The organism is Chromobacterium haemolyticum (genome assembly GCF_009936155.1).
GTDB lineage: Bacteria > Pseudomonadota > Gammaproteobacteria > Burkholderiales > Chromobacteriaceae > Chromobacterium > Chromobacterium haemolyticum.
Map to the genome: position 1 here is coordinate 4,578,435 of NZ_AP019312.1, position 17,820 is coordinate 4,596,254.

The following is a 17,820-nucleotide window of genomic DNA, read 5'->3' on the forward strand; positions in this document are numbered from 1 at the left end:
CTCTACTATGAAGTTGATCGAATTCGGCCTGATTCTGCTCGGCGTGCTGCTCAACGCCGCCGCCCAGCTATGCTTGAAAGCCGGCGTGCGCCAGATCGGCCACTTTGACTTTTCCGCCTCCAACGTACTGCCGATAGGCTGGTCGCTGGCCACCAATCTGCCCATCGTCGGGGGCCTGTCCTGCTATGTCGTCAGCGTGGTGGTATGGATCATGGCGCTGTCGCGAGTGGAGGTCAGCATCGCTTACCCTATGCTGTCCATCGGCTACGTGGTCAACGCGCTGTTGGCCTATTGGCTGTTCGGCGAAGCGCTGAGCGCTCAAAAACTGATCGGCATCGGCGTCATCATCATCGGCGTGGTGCTGGTCGCCCGCAGCTAAGCAGAAAGGCTAAAATGGATTTCCTGCCCTTCACCCGCCCGGACATCGACGAAGCCACCATCGCCGCCGTCGGCGAGGTGCTGCGTTCCGGCTGGATCACCACCGGTCCCAAATCCCGTCAACTGGAAGCCGAGCTGTCCGCCCATGTCGGCGGCCGTCCGGTACGAGTGGTGGCATCCGCCACCGCCGCGCTGGAAATGGCCTTGCAAGTGGCCGGCGTCGGCCCCGGCGACGAGGTGATTACCTGCCCGCTGAGCTGGGTGGCCACCGCCAACGTGATTCTGAAAGTGGGCGCCAAACCGGTATTCGTCGACGCCGACCGCGCCAGCCGCAACATCGACCTGGACCTGGCGGAGCGGGCGATCACCCCGCGCACCCGCGCCATCATCCCGGTGGACCTGGCCGGCCTGCCGGTGGACCGCGACCGCCTCTACGACATCGCCAAGCGCCATCGGCTGCGCGTGATCGAGGACGCCGCCCAGTCCATGGGCGCCAACTGGCGCGGCCGCCGCATCGGCAGCTTTGGCGATTTGGTGTCCTTCAGCTTCCACGCCAACAAGAACATGACCAGCGGCGAAGGCGGCTGCCTGGTGCTGAACGACGAGGACGAAGCCCGTCTGTTCGAGAAGCTTCGGCTACAGGGCGTGACCCGCCACGCCGACGGCGGCATGGACGTGGACGTGCTGGGCGGCAAGGCCAATATGACCGATATCGCCGCCGCCATCGGCCTGGGCCAGTTGCCGCGGCTGGAGGGGCTCAACGCCCGCCGCCGCGAGCTGGCGGCGCTGTATTTCCGCCATTTCGACCGCCAGCTGGGCTGCGAACTGCCGCTAGAGGACATGGCCCAGAGCAATTGGCATATGTTCCAGCCGCTGTTGCCGCTGGACCGAATGAGCATGGACCGCGGCGAATTCATCGCCCGGATGAAAGACCTGGGCATAGGTGTGGGCGTGCACTACCCCGCCATGCATTTGTTCACCTTGTTCCGCGAGATGGGCTTCCAGCCGGGCGATTTCCCGGTGGCGGAAGACATCGGCCGCCGCACCGTCACCCTGCCGCTGTTCCCGGCCATGGCCGACGAGGACGTGGAACGCGTGTGCGCCGCCGTGAGCGGCGTGCTGAAGCCCGTGCTGAGCGTATAAAACATCTATGAAAAGCGTAATCGATCTTTCCGTCGTCATCCCGGTATACAACGAGCAGGACGTGCTGCCGGCGCTGTTCGACCGCCTCTACCCCGCGCTGGACGCGCTGGGCGTGCGTTATGAAATCGTCTTCGTCAACGACGGCAGCCGCGATAAAAGCCCTGCCATGCTCGCCGCGCAGTTCGACCTGCGCCCAGACGTGACCCGGGTGGTGCTGTTCAACGGCAACTTCGGCCAGCACCGCGCCATTCTGGCCGGCTTCGAATACAGCCGCGGCGATCGGGTGGTGACGCTGGACGCCGACCTGCAAAACCCGCCGGAGGACATCAAGCTGCTGCTGGCGGAAATGGACAAGGGCCACGACTACGTCGGCTCCATCCGCCGCCAGCGCAACGACAGCCTGTGGCGCCACCTGGCCAGCCGCGCGATGAACCGCCTGCGCGAGAAGCTGACCCGCATCAAGATGACCGATCAGGGTTGCATGATGCGCGCCTACAGCCGCCGCATCATCGACACCATCAATCAGTGCAACGAGCTGCACACCTTCATCCCGGCGCTGGCCTATCAGTTCGCGCAGAACCCGACCGAAGTCACCGTCGGCCATGAAGAGCGCTTCGCCGGCGAATCCAAGTACTCGCTGTACAGCCTGATCCGCCTGAACTTCGACCTGATGACCGGGTTCTCCATCGTGCCCCTGCAGCTGTTCTCGCTGCTGGGCATGCTGGTCTCCGCCGGCTCCGGCGTGCTGGTGGTCTACCTGGTGCTGCGGCGCTTCATCGTCGGCCCGGAAGTGGGCGGATTGTTCACCCTGTTCGCCATCGCCTTCCTGCTGATCGGCATCGCGCTGTTCGGCATCGGCCTGCTCGGCGAATACATCGGCCGCATCTACCAAGAAGTGCGGGATAGGCCGCGCTATGTGATCGGCGCGGTGCTGGAGCAAAAGGACAAACCATGAAAGCCGTGGTCTTCGCTTATCACAATGTCGGCGTGCGCTGCCTGAGAGCGCTGATCGGCGGCGGCGTGGATGTGGCGCTGGTGGTCACCCATCGCGACAACCCCAATGAAAACATCTGGTTCGCCAGCGTGGAGCAGGTGGCCCGCGACTACGGCATACCAGTGATCACCCCGTACGACCCGAACACGCCGGAAGTGCTGGCCCAAGTGCAAGCGGTGCGGCCGGACTTCCTGTTCTCTTTCTATTACCGTCACATGCTCAAAGCCCCGCTGTTGGAATGCCCGGCGCGCGGCGCCTTCAATATGCATGGCTCGCTGCTGCCCAAATACCGCGGCCGGGTGCCGATCAACTGGGCCATCATCCATGGCGAAACCGAAACCGGCGCCACCCTGCACGTGATGAACGTCAAGCCGGACAACGGCCCCCTCGTCGATCAGATGGCGGTGCCCATCTTGCCGGACGATAATGCCGACGAAGTGTTCGCCAAGGTCACCGTGGCCGCGGAAATGGTGCTGGCCCGCAGCCTGCCGGCGCTGCTTGCCGGCAAGGCCGAATTCCGCCAACAGGATTTGAGCCAAGGCGGCTATTTCGGCGGCCGCAAACCGGAGGATGGCCGCATTGACCCGCAAGCCGGCGCCGCCGATCTGCACAACTTCGTGCGCGCGCTGACCCACCCGTTCCCGGGCGCCTTCGCCGACATCGACGGCGGCCGGCTGGTAATCTGGAAAACCCTGCGCGCAGGCGGCCACAGTCAGCAATTGCAAACGGCCCGGCTACACTCAGAAAACGGTGCGCTGTGGCTGGACGCCGTGGACGGCGGCCGCTTGAAGGTACTATCCGCCACGCTGGACGGCGCGGCGCTGGATCCGGCGACAACACAGACGCTGACGCTGGCCTGAAGCGGCGCACTCACGGAATACACATGCAAATCACAGTCCCCCTCCAGGGGACGATGAAGGAAATCTCAATGAAAAAAGTACTGATCCTCGGCGTCAACGGCTTTATCGGCCACCACCTGACCAAGCGCATCATCGAAACCACCGACTGGCACATCTACGGCATGGACATGCACGATGACCGCGTGGCCGAGTGGAAAGACCACCCGCGCTTCCACTTCTTCGAAGGCGATATCACCATCAACAAGGAGTGGATCGAGTACCACGTGAAGAAATGCGACGTGGTGCTGCCGCTGGTGGCCATCGCCACTCCGTCCACCTATGTGAACAACCCGCTGCGCGTGTTCGAGCTGGACTTCGAAGCCAACCTGCCCATCGTTCGCCAGTGCGTGCAGTACAAGAAACACCTGGTGTTCCCGTCCACCTCGGAAGTCTACGGCATGTGCCATGACGAAGAGTTCGATCCGGAGAACTCCGAGTTGATCTGCGGCCCGATCAACAAGCCGCGCTGGATCTACTCCTGCTCCAAGCAGCTGATGGACCGCGTGATCCACGCCTACGGCATGCAAGAAGGCCTGAACTACACGCTGTTCCGTCCATTCAACTGGATCGGCGGCGGACTGGACAACATCAATACCCCGAAAGAAGGCTCCAGCCGCGTGATCACCCAGTTCCTGGGCCATATCGTGCGCGGCGAGACCATCAAGCTGGTGGACGGCGGCCATCAAAAACGCGCCTTCACCTATGTGGACGACGGCATCAGCGCTCTGATGAAGATCATCGAGAATAAAGACGGCAAGGCCTCCGGCCAGATCTACAACATCGGCAACCCAGCCAACAACTATTCCATCCGCGAACTGTCCGCGATGATGCTGGACCTGGCCCGCGTCTACCCGGAATACCAACTGAACGCCGACAAGGTGAAGATCGAGGAAACCACGTCCGGCGCTTACTATGGCAAGGGCTATCAGGACGTGCAAAACCGCGTGCCCAAGATCGCCAACACCATGACGGACCTGGACTGGAAGCCGAGCGTGACCATGGCCGACGCGCTGCGCGGCATTTACGACTACTACCGCGACCAAGTGGCCGCCAGCCGCGACCTGTCCGAGTAAGAATCTGTTAGCGATCTGCTGCGCGTCGGCTGGATGGATAGAGAAGGGCGTTGAAACCGGCTTCGAAATGCTCATGTACCACGCGGATATTCCGCTTTCCCAGCCGCAACGCCTTCTCTCGCCTTAGCTCGCGAGATCGTAAACAGGCTCTTAGAGATCCCCCATGAGAAAACTCGCTCTTAAAATCGACGTCGACACCTGGCGCGGCACCCGCGACGGCGTGCCGCGGCTGATGCACATGCTGCAGCAGCACCACGCCAAGGCCACCTTCTTGTTCAGCCTGGGCCCGGATCACACCGGCCGCGCGATCAAACGGGTATTCCGCCCCGGCTTCCTGTCCAAGGTGTCGCGCACCTCGGTGGTGGAACACTACGGCATCCGCACCCTGCTGTACGGCACGGTGCTGCCCGGTCCCGACATCGGCAAGCGCGAAGCCGAGCTGATGCGCGAAGTGCGCTCGCAAGGCTTCGAAGTCGGCATCCACACTTGGGATCACATCAAGTGGCAGGACTACGTCGCAAACAAGGACGCCGCCTGGACCCGCGCGGAAATGCGCAAGGCGGCCGAACGCTTTGAACAGATCTTCGGCGAACCGGCGCGCACCCACGGCGCCGCCGGCTGGCAGATCAACGATGCGGCGCTGGCCTATGAACGCGAGCTGGGCATGCTATACGCGTCCGACGGCCGCGGTACCCACCCGTTCCAGCCAGTGGACGCCGCCGGCCAGCCGCTGGGCGTGCCGCAATTGCCCACCACGCTGCCTACACTGGACGAGTTGATAGGCCTGGACGGACTTACCGCCGACAATGTTCATCACCATATTCTGGCGCTGACGGAAGAAGCCCCGGCCACCGGTCATGTCTACACGCTGCACGCCGAACTGGAAGGCCTGCGCCTGGGCTATACCTTCGAGCATCTGCTGGTGGGCTGGAAAGCCCAAGGCTACCAATTATGCAGCTGCATCGAGCTATTCAGCAGCCTGGACACGGCCGCGCTGCCTGCCGGCCGCGTAGTGATGGGAGAGATTCCCGGCCGCAGCGGCACGCTGGCGCTGCAAGCCTAAGAACCTGTTTACGATCTGCTGCGCTGCGGCGATACGGCGTTGAAACCCGCTTCGAAATGCTCATGTACCACTGGTACCTTCCGCTTCCTCAGCGGTTTTCGCCTTGTCTCGCTCTTGCTCGCGAGAGCGTAAACACGTTCTTAGCTCGCTAGATCGTAAACACATTCTAGGAACCAGTGCTCTATCTTTATAGGGCTGAAACGATAGCCCACTCAGCCGCCGCCCGGCTTCATTACCCGGCCGGCGGGGTCTGGCTTGCCAACCGATCCAGCATCGCGCGCAGCGCGTCCATGAGTTCGTTCAAACCCTCCGCATCGCCCCGCAACAGCGTCCCTTCCAGTTCGCGCGCCAACTCCGCCAGCTCCCGCTGCTCCATGGTCAAGGCCGCGCCGTAGATCCGGTGCAGATGCTGGCTGGCCGTGGACCAATGAGCGTGCTGAACGGCCCTCACCGCCTGGCGATAATCGCGCTCATTGTGTTCGATAAACATCTCCCATAGCCCGCTGCCCTGAAGCTGCGATCCGGCGGAGTCGGCAACAGGAACCGTTTCCGGCAGCCACATGAACAGCATGTGCTGCAGATCCCTGAGCCGCAAAGGCTTGACCAGCACCCCGTTCATGCCGCTGTCCATGCACTTTTCCCGGTGCTGATCGTCGCTGGCCGCGGAGATCGCCACGATGGGCAGGAGAACGCGCCCCTTTGCCTCCTCCCACGCGCGTATCCGCCGCGCCGCCTCGTAACCGCTGATGTCCGGCAGGCTGCAGTCCATCAGGATCAGCCGGATATCCTGGCTTTGCTGCAGAAGGAACAGGCTGTCCGTGCCTGTGCCGGCCACGATGGGGCGACAGCCCAGTTGACTCAGTTGCTCGCAAATCATCCGTTGATTGGCGGGATGGTCCTCCACCACCAGCACCCGCTGCCCTTGCCCCACAGCCTGAGGCGGGCCGGATGATTCCATCGCCGTCTCCTCTTTGACCAGCGCCGGCCCCAGACGCACCGGCAACTTGATGGTAAGCGTGGTGCCGGTCGCGCCGTCGCTGTCCAGCGTGATGCGCCCCTTCATCAAGCCCACCAGGCGTTTGCATATGGTCAACCCCAACCCTGAACCGCCAAATTTGCGAGTGACGACCGAGTCCGCTTGCACGAAGGCGTCGAAAATGGTTTTCTGCGCCGCCAGCGGCACGCCAATGCCGGTATCGATCACCTGGCACACCAGCACGCCGCGTTTTCCACCCGAGCGGCCACACTGCAAGCTCGCCCGCAGCGTGACCGAACCTTTGTCGGTAAACTTGATCGCGTTGGAGATCAGGTTGTGCAACACCCGCTGCAGGTGTGAAGGATCCAGCCGGAGCGCGCGCTCCGGCAGCTCGCAGACATAGCGCAGCTCCAGCCCTTTCATTCGCGCCGCCAGCGTATACAGTTTCACCAGTTCTTCCAGAATAGAGCCGACATTGACGAAGGACGGCTCCAGGCTTTCCTGACCGGCGTCCAGCCTTGAAGCGTTGAGAATATTGTTGAGCAGCTGCAGCAGGCTGTTGGCCGCCAGATTGGACTGCAACACCAGCTCGCGCTGCTTTTCGCCCATGGGCATGGCCTGCAACATTTCGCCGGCGGCGATGATAGCGTTCATTGGCGTTCTGATTTCATGGCTGACCACCGCCAAGAACTCGCTCTTGGCCGCTTCGCCCATTCGCGCCTTGCGAAGCAGCTGCGTGGTGGAGCGCATCGCCAGCAGCAAGACAAAGAACAGCAGCACCAGCACGGTGCCCTCTCCAGCATAGTTTCTGAACACGTTGTATACCGACGGCCGGGCCGCCACCTGCTCTTCCCAAGCCAGACGGGCGGCGTCGACGTCGTCGGCCGACATCTGTTCCAGGCTGCGCCGCAGAATCGCATAGAGCAGGGGCTGGCTTTTGCTGACCCCCATCCTGTAGATCGCGTAATACCCTGGAAGCGCGCCGGAGCTAGTCAAATCGGGAAAACGATAATTCAGCAGAAAGCGGGCATAGCTTTCCGGCACAAGGCCGACATCCGCGCGCCGGTCCTGGATCGCCGTCAAGGCCTGAGTCGGCGTTTCCACCACAAGCAGGTCCAGATTGGCCTGGTCCCCCAACAGCCAGGAACGGGAGTTGTCATTGAAGATGAACGCAAGCCTCCGCCCATGCAGATTGTTGTAGTCGTATACCACCGGGTGGTCGCGACGCGTGATCGCCATCAAGGGCTGCGAGGAGTACGGTTGGGTGAAGTAGTAATCCTTGTTAAGGTTCAATTCGCCTATCGCGTCCTGATTGATGCTGGCCAGCATCATCGCCCGTCCGCCCCTGCTGGCCTCGATCAGACTCTGCGCCGAATTCACTTGCACGATATTGAAACGCAAGCCGCTCTTCTTGCCTACGTACTGCAAAAAGAAAGCTTCAACCCCCTTGTACTGGATATTGCTGTTCTTGCGATTGAGCGCCGGTTTTGACCTGAGTACGTACACATCCACCACCGGATGCAGGCTTACCCACTCCGCCTCTTCCTGGCTCAACTGGATCTTGCTGCCCTGATCCGCGCAAGCGGACAGGAGGGCGCACAGGACGATCAGGCAGCTCAAATATCGAAGTCGCACCGCTACTCCAATTTGGAGTTCAATAAAAACAGTTCCCTGTCCGTATTGATCCCCAATTTTTGGAAAGCCGCCTTTTTCTGGGTGCTGACCGTCTTGATGCTGCGTGAGAACTTCTCCGCAATCTGGCTGGTGCTCATGCCGTCCAGGCAACAGCGCACCACCTCTCGCTCCCGCGGCGACAGACGCGAATACGGATCCAACACCTTGCCCTCCTCCAGCTTGATGTCGCCCGACAGCAAAAGATTCATCTCGCTCATCATTTTGACGGTCAGATACACCCGTCCTGCATAAACGCTGTGAATCGCTCCCGCCAATGCGTCCACCGGCTGCGACTTGCTGAAAAAGCCGCGGGCGCCCGCGCGCAGCATCAGGTTGACCGTTCCCACCAAGTCCACCGACGACAGCACTAGGACCTTGCACTCCGGATAACGGACATTGATGGACTGAATCAGGTTCAGCCCGTCTACTTCATTGCTGCCCAAGGAAAAATCCATCAGCAGGACATCCGGCAACTGCTTGCGGAAAACCGCCAGCAACTGGGTGCTCTGCGCGAAACTTCCGACGATCTCGAACTCCTGGTATTGCTTGAGGCTGGCTTCCAACCCCACCCTGACCACGTCATGGTCATCCAGAATCATCAGCGATATTCTTTTTCTCATGCCGTTCTCATTTAAAATTGACCAATCCGCTTACCGTCGCTTCCAGCGAGAATGCATCCGCCCCCTTTCCCGCCCGGCCTCCCCGCCGCCGCGCCTAACTGTCCAGGCTTCTCTCATCGCACTCCACCGGCGCCCGCCGCGCCAGTTCGATATAGCGAGACGGCGCCATCGGACGGTACAGACCAAAGCCCTGGCCGGTCTCGCAGCCCATTTCCCGCAAAGCTTTGACGTGGCGAGCGCTCTCCACCCCTTCGGCGATCACCTGCAAATTCAACTCTTTGCCCAACAGAATGGAAGAGCGGACGATTTCGTAATGTCGCGAGCTCTCCAGCATCGAAGCGACGAACAATTGATCAAGTTTCAGCGAGGAGAAAGGCATGGCGGACAACATCTTCAACGATGAAATACCGATACCGTAGTCGTCGCAGGCAATATCGAAGCCGTTGGCGCGCAACTGATTCAACGCCACCATCAAATCGAGCCCGATTTCCGGCTCAATGTTTTCCGTCAGCTCGATCACCAGCAACGACCGGGCCAGCTTGGTCTTGTCCCAACGCATGGTGATCTCGCGCACAAGGTTGGGCGACGCCAGGGTGGCCGCCGACGCGTTGATGGAAATCGGCAAGCGCACGCCCTCCTCGTTCAATGCTTGCTGGGTGGCGATCACGCCGCTTAGCACATGGAAGAACAGCAGCAAATCCAGGCCCAACTTGCTTACCACAGGCAGAAACACCGATGGGCGGATATTCCCCCGCGTCGGATGCATGCAACGCGCCAGCGCCTCCGCGCCGACCACAGCCCCATCGCGCAGCCGCACCTGCGGCTGTAGATCGATCGAGATATTGCCTTTGGAGCACAGGGCTTCAATGACCTCCTGCTCGCTGAACGGCCGAGTTCCCAAACGCCCCGGCACGCCGTTGACCCGGGCGGCCTCGGCCATCGCCTCCCGCGCCAACTCGACCTGGCGCAGAAACTGCGAGCATTCGCCGTCATCCATGGCGGGATGCGTCACCCAGACATAGTTGAAACCGGCTTCGCGCGCCAGCCGGACATGCGACTCCTGCAGAAGTTTTCCCGCCGCGCTCTGCCACAGCAGCATCGGCGTGTCCGCCAACTCGCCGCGGCGCACGCCGGCATGCACTTTGGCGATCAGTTCGGCGCCGCCGCCGTCCGGCATTTGGATATCGCATACCAGCAAATCCACCGGCTCGCGCAGCAATTGTTGTTCCGCCTCGCGAATATGGCCGCAACGACGAATATTGTGGATGCCGGCCCGAAACAACATGCGCTGAAAACGGTCATTTTCCCGCGACGATCCGGACACCACCATAACATTAAGATTTTCCATGGATTTCCTACCGTTTGGAATACTGACAGCTTAATATCCGCCACGCTCGCCTTGATGCGCCATTATTTTTAAAATCCCAAAACGCATACTATTAACAAGCTTAATTATGGCTCTACCTTATCTAATTAACTCATGACAATGTGGCAGGCACATTGCCGGCAGCGTCCCACCAAGTCAATGAATCTCAAAGAATCATTCAAGGTTCCCCCCCACCGTCAAATCCTCACGCCATAATGGATTTAACATGGCCATGCAAGGTCCGCCCTTATAAAACAATTTGTTCCAGCCACGCCTCACCGCACGCATCACGACCGCGCATACATAGCCGTCGGGCCCACGTCGGCTATTCTCGTGAAGAACAAAACGAAATAATGCTGCTTTATTTAGGCTTTAAAACTCGATGATAAAAAAATAATGCACAATCAAATATAGGATTTATCTTAAAACCAAATTCGTTATGCATAATTGTTTTTTAAATACATTGTTAATATACAAATTAAAAAATATTTGAAAATATAAATAACAACGACAACATTATTGGCGGTGATCAATAGATAATAAGAAGATCATACGGCCTAAACCATCAGACATGGCGGTGCAGAGAATAGTGACGAGAAGGGAGAGTAAGATAAACAAAACCCCGAAAACCGCTGGGGCCAAGGCGCGCCGTCGTGGGCGGCACAGATCGAACGACAAGGAGAGTCAGGGCTTTGTCAGCGATTCCAAGAACCTGTTTACGATCTCGCAAGCTAGGACGAGACAAGGCGATAACGCCTCCCTGCTTCATGCGGAAACACGACAAAAGATCTCGCGCCGGTCACCCAACCGGCGCGGCAAGACACAAACGCGGGTGGCGATCAGCCCCGTTTGTTGAGACGCAGGGTCAGGGTCAGTTCGCCTTCGCCATCATTTTGCGACTGGATGTTCTTCAAGGTAATGCCGCTGGGCAGCAGCACGCTGATGCCGTGGCCGACGCCGTACTTGGACAAGGTTTTTTCCAACTGCCGCGCCATCCCCTTGGCCGGCAATTTAGCCTCCTCGTCCAGCGCGAAACCATAGGACTCCGCGGCGGAGCCCATGGCCTGATCCACCTGTTCGCGCGGGACGAACTTTTCGGCGGCGCTGGCCAGTTGCCTGGCCGACACGTCTTCCTCGCTGCTCACCAGGTTGAGGAACTCATCCTTGAAGCGCGCCTGTTGCAGCGGGTCTTCTATCTCCTCCGACAACTGCTCCACCACGCTGGCCATCATCTTGCTGCTGGACGCCTTGTCCGGCACCCGCATGGCTTTCAGGAAATCGTCCAGCCAGAACTTGGCCTCGCGGCTAAGCCGGTCCACCGCGTACACCGTGGGGCCATGCTCCAAAATCAACGCGCCCTTGTCGATCAAGCGCGGGTTGATGCCGGACGCATGGCTGATGTCGAATACGTCGCCGGACTCCACCACGGTGAGGAAATCATCGCGGATCTCGGATTTGAACACCCCTAGCGCGCGCAGCTCGCGGTCGCCGTCGTTGAGGCCGGAAAACAAGATCACCAGCAGGTCGCCGGCATTGATGTTGGGATGCTGCGAACGCGCGTACAGATGCTTGGCGATGCGCTGGGACACCGCCAGGAAGTCCAGCTCTCCGCGGAAAAACTGGCGGGTATAGTGGTAAATCTCGTTCAGATTAAGATCGGACTCGTGGAAAAACTGATGCTGGCGCTTGTCCGACACGATGTTCTTCAAATAGCCGCCCAACAACAAGGAGGACACTTCCTCGTCCACGGAGCTGGTCCGTTCGGACAAGCGCGCGCCCTCGCCGCGCGCGGCGTTGCCCACCCGGTGCACCACCAACCGCTCCACCCTGCATTCGCCAATCGCCAACATTTCCGCGCTCCCGCCTAAAATCGAATGCGCGATTATTGCCACTGCGCCCTGGCTTGGCAACCGCGAAAACAGCCTGCTATTCCGGCAAGGCCAGCGGATCGTCGGTCAGGGAGTCCGCCAGGAAGTCCATCAGCAGCCGGACCTTGGGCGACAGTTGGCGGTTGTGCGGCGTCAAGGCCCAGATACCCTCTTCCGGCTCGCGGTAATCGGCCAGCACCTCAATCAGCTCTCCGCTGCACAAAAAGCGGGCGACGTAGTAATCCGGCAATTGCGCCAGCCCCAAGCCCAAGCGCGCCGCGTGCGCCAAGGCGTGGCCGCTGTTGCAACGCAAGCTGCCCTTGATCCTCACCTGCCGCCTGCGGCCGCCTTCCAGCAGATGCCAGTGCTCGCCTCCCAAAGACAGGCAGTTGTGGCGCTCCAGGTCCGCCGGCTCCAGGGGCGTGCCGCAGCGCTCCAGATAGGCCGGCGCGGCGCAGACATGATGGCGGCGCGAGGCCAGCCGTCGCGCCATCAGCGTGGAATCGCTCAGATGGCCGATGCGGATCGCCAGATCGTAGCCGTCCTGCACCAGATCCAGCACTTGGTTGGACAGGTTCAGGCTGGCCTCCAGCTGCGGGTGGCGCTGTAGAAACCGAGTCAGCAGCGGCGCGATATGGCTTTCGCCATAAGCCAGCGGCGCGGTGAGTTTGAGCTTGCCCTGCGGCTGCGCCTGATGACGCGAAATCGCCTGCTCCGCCTCCGCCAGCGAATCCAACAGCTGCCGACAGTGGCGCAGATACAACGCTCCGATCTCGGTCAGCGCCTGATGGCGGGTGGTTCGATACAGCAATTTGGCGCCCAGCCGCTGCTCCAGCTGCGTGACCTGACGGCTGACCTGAGCGACGGAAATCCCCAACGCCTGCGCCGCCTTGGTGAAACTGCCCTGTTCCGCCACGCTGACGAATTCGCAAATGCCTTCCCAACCCAACATTATTCCACCTCGGAAAAAATCATTTACCAATTGCCACGATTATCTATTCAAACACGAGAAATACAATTGAAACTTTGCCGCCGACGGCCAAAAACCGCCGACGGCGTCGATCCAACACCAAGGAGGGCTCATGAGCCAGGACATCATCAAGTGCAAGGCCGCCGTGGCCTGGGCCGCCGGTCAGCCGCTGAGCATTGAAGAAGTGGAAGTGCAGCCGCCCCGCGCCGGCGAGGTGCGGGTGAAAATGGTGGCCACCGGCGTGTGCCACACTGACGCCTTCACCCTGTCCGGCGAAGACCCGGAAGGCGTGTTTCCCTGCATCCTGGGCCATGAAGGCGGCGGCATCGTAGAATCCGTCGGCCCTGGCGTCAGCAGCGTGGCGGTGGGCGACCACGTGATCCCGCTGTACACCCCGGAATGCCGCGAGTGCAAATTCTGTCTGTCCGGCAAGACCAATCTGTGCCAGAAGATCCGCGCCACCCAGGGCAAGGGCCTGATGCCGGACGGCAGCACCCGCTTCTCCAAGGACGGCAAGCCCATCTACCACTATATGGGCACCTCCACCTTCGCCGAATACACGGTGTTGCCGGAAATCTCGCTGGCCAAGGTCAACCCGGCCGCGCCGCTGGAAGAAGTGTGCCTGCTGGGCTGCGGTGTCACCACCGGCATGGGCGCGGTGATCAACACCGCCAAGGTCAAGGCCGGCGACAGCGTGGCCATCTTCGGCCTGGGCGGCATCGGCCTGTCCGCCATCATCGGCGCGCGCATGGCCGGCGCCGGCCGCATCATCGGCATCGACATCAATGAGAGCAAGTTCGAACTGGCGAAGAAGCTGGGCGCCAGCGATTGCGTCAACCCCAATGATTTCGACAAGCCCATCCAAGACGTGATCGTGGAGATGACCGACGGCGGCGTCGATTTTTCCTTCGAGTGCATAGGCAACGTCAAGGTGATGCGCGCGGCGCTGGAATGCTGCCACAAGGGCTGGGGCGAATCGGTGATCATCGGCGTGGCCGGGGCCGGGCAGGAAATCTCCACTCGCCCGTTCCAGCTGGTCACCGGCCGAGTATGGCGCGGCTCCGCTTTTGGCGGCGTGCGCGGCCGCAGCGAGTTGCCGGACTATGTGGAACGTTATCTGAAGGGCGAATTCCGCCTTGACGACTTCATCACCCACACCATGCCGCTGGAGCGCGTCAACGAAGCCTTCGACCTGATGCACGAGGGCAAGAGCATTCGTTCCGTGATCCACTACTGAGCCGGAGACGCTCGTGAACCTGGAAAACATCAGCGCCAACAAATCGTTTGGCGGCTGGCACCGGCAGTATCTGCACGATTCGGAGACGCTGGGCTGTCGGATGCGCTTCGCCGTCTACCTGCCGCCGCAAGCCGGGGCCAACCGGCGCGTGCCGGTACTGTACTGGCTGTCCGGCCTGACCTGCACCGATGAGAACTTCATGCAAAAAGCCGGCGCTCAACGCGTCGCCGCGGAACTGGGACTGGCCATCGTCGCGCCGGACACCAGCCCGCGCGGCGCGGAAGCGGCGGACGACGAGGCTTTCGACCTGGGCCAGGGCGCCGGCTTCTATCTGAACGCCACCCAGGCGCCGTGGAACCGTCATTACCGGATGTACGACTACGTCAGCCGGGAACTGCCGGCGCTGATCGAAGCCAACTTCCCCGTCACCGAGCAACGCGCCGTGGCCGGCCACTCGATGGGCGGTCACGGCGCGCTGATCTGCGCGCTGAAGCGGCCGCAGGACTATGTCTCGGCATCGGCGTTCAGCCCGATCTGCCATCCGGTCAACGCGCCTTGGGGCCAGAAGGCCTTCGCCGCCTACTTGGGCGAAGACCGCGCCGCCTGGGAGGACTGGGATGCCAGCCTATTGCTCAAACACGCACAGCAGCAGCTACCACTGCGCGTGGACATTGGCCTAGCCGACAGCTTTCTGGACGTGCAATTGCAACCGGAGACGCTGGAACGGGCGGCGCGGGACTGCGGCTACCCGCTGGAGCTGCACCGCCACGCCGAGTACGACCACAGCTATTACTTCGTCGCCAGCCTGATTGAGGAACAGCTGCGTTTCCACGCGCGCCACCTTGGTCTATGAGACCTCGGAACGCAAAAAAGCCAGGCAGAGCCTGGCTTTTTTGTTGAATCTGGTGGAGGGAGAAGGATTCGAACCTTCGAAGGCAGAGCCGTCAGATTTACAGTCTGATCCCTTTGACCGCTCGGGAACCCCTCCAGAGAGATGCGCATGATATAGCTACTCGATCGCCGCGTCAATCGCCGACGCGCGGCCCCCCTCCGCCGACGCGCCCGTGCCAACCGCGGATTTGGCAAATCTGTGCGCGCGGACGCTCAAGCGCGCCAAGAAAGCCCGCTGCGCCATTGGCATGATCTCGCCATCAGGGACACGCCCTGACACACGGAGACAAGCCATGCAGATCATTCCTCTCGCCGCGCTGAGCCTAAGCCTGGCCGCCGCCTTGCTGGCACAGCCGGCGTTGGCCGCACCCAAGCTGCAAAAAGCCCCTCATCAGGCTCAGGCCCGACCGAAACAAGCACCGCCGCCACGGCAATGGCAACAGCGTCCGCCAAACGACGCGCAATCCCGCTACCGCTTGCCGGACGACCGCACCGTGATCGGCAAACCCAAAAGCAAGCTGATCCGCCGCGCCGCAGTTGTGCAATGCCCAGACGTGAAAGCCATGGCAGGCTACAGCGGCTCGGCGCTGGCCAACTACCTGGCCGGCCTGCCCGACTACACCTGCACCTACGGCCTGTTCTCGCTGGACAGCAAACTGGCCGCCACGCTCTACAGCGCGGCCAACCTCAACGCCGTCGCCGGACGCTTCGCCCAAGAAGCCGCGGCGTACAACGCAGGCTCGATGACTCTGGTCAACCTCACCCTCTACTTACGCGCCGGCTATTACCTGGCCAGCGGCGGCGCCCTGCCGGCGCTGGACCCCAATCTGCTTTCCGTGCTGCGCCCCGGCATCAAGCAACTGGCCGACGGCAGCGCGCTGTTCTCCGCCAACGCCCAGGCCTCCACGACCGCCGGCGAGGTGATGAAGCTGATCACCAATATGGCGGACGAGGCCTATTACCTGCCCAGCATGCGCGCCATCGTGCAGCGCTACACCAATAGCGCCAGCCAGCCCAACGCCGCCCAGGCCCTGCGCGAAACCACCGCCAACCAGGGCTTCACCGGCGCGCTGACCGTGTTCTTCTACGCCCACGGCCGCGCCAACGCCGCGCCGCTGTTGCAGAACGACGGCAGCTACTCGGCGGCGCTGACCCGCTTCGCCCTGGCCAACAAGAGCGCCCTGCTCGGCACCGAAAGCGCCTTCCAGCTGGGCGACGCCACCCGCGAAGGGCTGCGCTTCATGCAATACCCGGCGCTGAAGCCCTCTATCAAACCCCAGGTCCAGGCCATTCTTTCCGGCAGCAGCATGACCGGCAACGACAACGAGCTTTGGCTGGCCGCCGCCGAGGCGGTCAAGTATTACGACGCCGCCAGCTGCGCCGATTACGGCACCTGCGACTTCGAAACCCGGCTCGCCGACGCCATCCTGGTCAATCGCTACACCTGCAGCGCCAGCATCCGCATCCGCGCCCAGGAAATGAGCGCCGAACAGCTGCAGTCTTCCTGCGCGCTGCTGCAAAAAGAGGAATCTTACTTCCACCAGATGCTGCAGACCCGCAAACAGCCGGTAGCCAACGATAACAATACCTCGCTGGAAGTAGTGGTGTTCGATGATTACAACAACTACGCCAAGTACGCCTCCATCATCTACGGCATCAGCACCGACAACGGCGGCATGTATCTGGAAGGCGACCCGGCCGCGGCCGGCAACCAGGCGCGCTTCATCGCTCACGAAGCCTCCTGGCTGCGCCCAACCTTCAAGGTCTGGAACCTGGAACACGAATACATCCACTACCTGGACGGCCGCTTCGACATGTATGGCGATTTCAGCGCCAGCACCCGCCTGCCCACGGTATGGTGGATAGAAGGGCTGGCCGAATACCTGTCGCTGGGCAACGGCAACCAGCCGGCCATTGACGCCGCCCGCAGCGGCACTTACACGCTGAGTCAGATCTTCGGCAACACCTACGACATGACGGACTACGTCACCCGCGCCTACCGCTGGGGCTATATGGCCACCCGCTTCATGATGGAGCGCCACCGCGGCGATGTGGACGGCTTCCTCACCCGCTTCCGCAGCGGCGATTACAACGGCTATCGCAACCAGATCCAGCAGATAGGCGCCCGTTACGACGCGGAATTCGCCAGTTGGGCGCAAAGCGCCACCACCGCAGGCCAACCGCCGATGCCGTCGGACACCGGTCTGCCGCCGTGCAAGGAAGCCTCTCCCAGCTACCTGGGCAAGAACTGCTCAATCAGCAGCCTCTCAGCCTCCGCTTCCGGCGCGGCCTACGCCACCATCATGCTGCCGGCCGGCGCGCGCAACCTCAAACTGTGGACCAGCGGCGGCAGCGGGGACGTCGATCTCTACATAGCGCTGGACCGCTACCCCACCCCCGGCAATTACGACTACGCATCCGCCGGGTCAGGCAACGAGGAAAGCGTGGCCATCGCCGCCCCGCAGACCGGACGCTGGTACTACCTGACGCTGCAAGCGCGGCAACCGTTCGCCAATGTCAGCGTCAGCGCCAGCTACGATTAGCAAGCGGTTAAAAGCCTCGCGCTAGCAACGTCAACCCAAGCCGCCGCGGCCCGTCCGCGGCGGACTTGCAAAACGGGTTGAATTAATGCACTTTGTTTTCAAAAAATGATTAATGAATGACATGA

Annotated in this window: 14 protein-coding genes and 1 tRNA gene; 9 read left to right on the top strand and 6 right to left on the bottom strand. The window is 61.4% G+C overall.

The features are described 5' to 3' along the window. Nucleotides 1-7: 7 nt before the first annotated feature. The 6 genes from GYH29_RS21130 (at nt 8) to GYH29_RS21155 (ending at nt 5,550) form a co-directional block, all read left to right on the top strand. Nucleotides 8-379 carry an SMR family transporter gene (locus GYH29_RS21130; protein WP_019102862.1) on the top strand — a complete coding sequence of 124 codons (372 nt, stop codon included), beginning with the start codon at nt 8-10 and terminating at the stop codon, nt 377-379. A gap of 14 nt (nt 380-393) precedes the next feature. Further along, nucleotides 394-1,521, top strand: a complete 1,128-nt coding sequence (locus GYH29_RS21135) for a DegT/DnrJ/EryC1/StrS family aminotransferase (RefSeq protein WP_161524349.1) — start codon at nt 394-396, stop codon at nt 1,519-1,521. Between the two features lie 7 nt (nt 1,522-1,528). Next, complete coding sequence (locus GYH29_RS21140) at nt 1,529-2,476, top strand: glycosyltransferase (protein WP_019102860.1); 948 nt, start codon at nt 1,529-1,531, stop codon at nt 2,474-2,476. Then, nucleotides 2,473-3,375, top strand: a complete 903-nt coding sequence (locus GYH29_RS21145) for a formyltransferase (protein ID WP_161524350.1) — start codon at nt 2,473-2,475, stop codon at nt 3,373-3,375. The genes GYH29_RS21140 and GYH29_RS21145 overlap by 4 nt, the downstream gene beginning before the upstream one ends. Before the next feature lie 68 nt (nt 3,376-3,443). After that, nucleotides 3,444-4,487, top strand: a complete 1,044-nt coding sequence (locus tag GYH29_RS21150; protein ID WP_052051892.1) for a bifunctional UDP-4-keto-pentose/UDP-xylose synthase — start codon at nt 3,444-3,446, stop codon at nt 4,485-4,487. Between the two features lie 163 nt (nt 4,488-4,650). Beyond that, nucleotides 4,651-5,550, top strand: a complete 900-nt coding sequence (locus GYH29_RS21155; RefSeq protein ID WP_019103780.1) for a 4-deoxy-4-formamido-L-arabinose-phosphoundecaprenol deformylase — start codon at nt 4,651-4,653, stop codon at nt 5,548-5,550. A gap of 232 nt (nt 5,551-5,782) precedes the next feature. On the opposite strand, the gene GYH29_RS21160 is transcribed toward GYH29_RS21155, so the two are convergent. The 5 genes from GYH29_RS21160 to GYH29_RS21180 form a co-directional block, all read right to left on the bottom strand. Further along, on the bottom strand, nt 5,783-8,161 hold the full coding sequence (locus GYH29_RS21160; protein WP_161524351.1) for an ATP-binding protein: 2,379 nt from the start codon (nt 8,159-8,161) through the stop codon (nt 5,783-5,785). Nucleotides 8,162-8,163: 2 nt separating this feature from the next. Further along, nucleotides 8,164-8,820: a response regulator transcription factor gene (locus tag GYH29_RS21165; protein ID WP_081950253.1), complete on the bottom strand. Its 657-nt coding sequence runs from the start codon at nt 8,818-8,820 to the stop codon at nt 8,164-8,166. A 94-nt stretch (nt 8,821-8,914) separates the two neighbouring features. Beyond that, entirely contained in the window at nt 8,915-10,168 is a 1,254-nt protein-coding gene (locus GYH29_RS21170; protein ID WP_107731466.1) for an EAL domain-containing response regulator, read from the bottom strand. Between the two features lie 857 nt (nt 10,169-11,025). Then, nucleotides 11,026-12,036, bottom strand: a complete 1,011-nt coding sequence (locus tag GYH29_RS21175) for a nucleoid-associated protein (RefSeq protein ID WP_232060432.1) — start codon at nt 12,034-12,036, stop codon at nt 11,026-11,028. 76 nt (nt 12,037-12,112) lie between these two features. Then, on the bottom strand, nt 12,113-13,006 hold the full coding sequence (locus tag GYH29_RS21180) for a LysR substrate-binding domain-containing protein (RefSeq protein ID WP_019103150.1): 894 nt from the start codon (nt 13,004-13,006) through the stop codon (nt 12,113-12,115). A gap of 130 nt (nt 13,007-13,136) precedes the next feature. Here GYH29_RS21180 and GYH29_RS21185 point away from each other — a divergent pair, with 130 nt between their 5' ends. Together GYH29_RS21185 and fghA are read left to right on the top strand one after the other, a co-directional pair. After that, nucleotides 13,137-14,261 carry an S-(hydroxymethyl)glutathione dehydrogenase/class III alcohol dehydrogenase gene (locus GYH29_RS21185; protein WP_043589709.1) on the top strand — a complete coding sequence of 375 codons (1,125 nt, stop codon included), beginning with the start codon at nt 13,137-13,139 and terminating at the stop codon, nt 14,259-14,261. A gap of 19 nt (nt 14,262-14,280) precedes the next feature. Then, on the top strand, nt 14,281-15,114 hold the full coding sequence (gene fghA / locus GYH29_RS21190) for an S-formylglutathione hydrolase (protein ID WP_174243673.1): 834 nt from the start codon (nt 14,281-14,283) through the stop codon (nt 15,112-15,114). Between the two features lie 50 nt (nt 15,115-15,164). On the opposite strand, the gene GYH29_RS21195 is transcribed toward fghA, so the two are convergent. Next, nucleotides 15,165-15,249 (bottom strand) — tRNA-Tyr (locus tag GYH29_RS21195). 196 nt (nt 15,250-15,445) lie between these two features. On the opposite strand from GYH29_RS21195, the gene GYH29_RS21200 reads away from it, so the two are divergent. Further along, on the top strand, nt 15,446-17,695 hold the full coding sequence (locus GYH29_RS21200; protein ID WP_161524353.1) for a M9 family metallopeptidase: 2,250 nt from the start codon (nt 15,446-15,448) through the stop codon (nt 17,693-17,695). Nucleotides 17,696-17,820 lie beyond the last annotated feature (125 nt).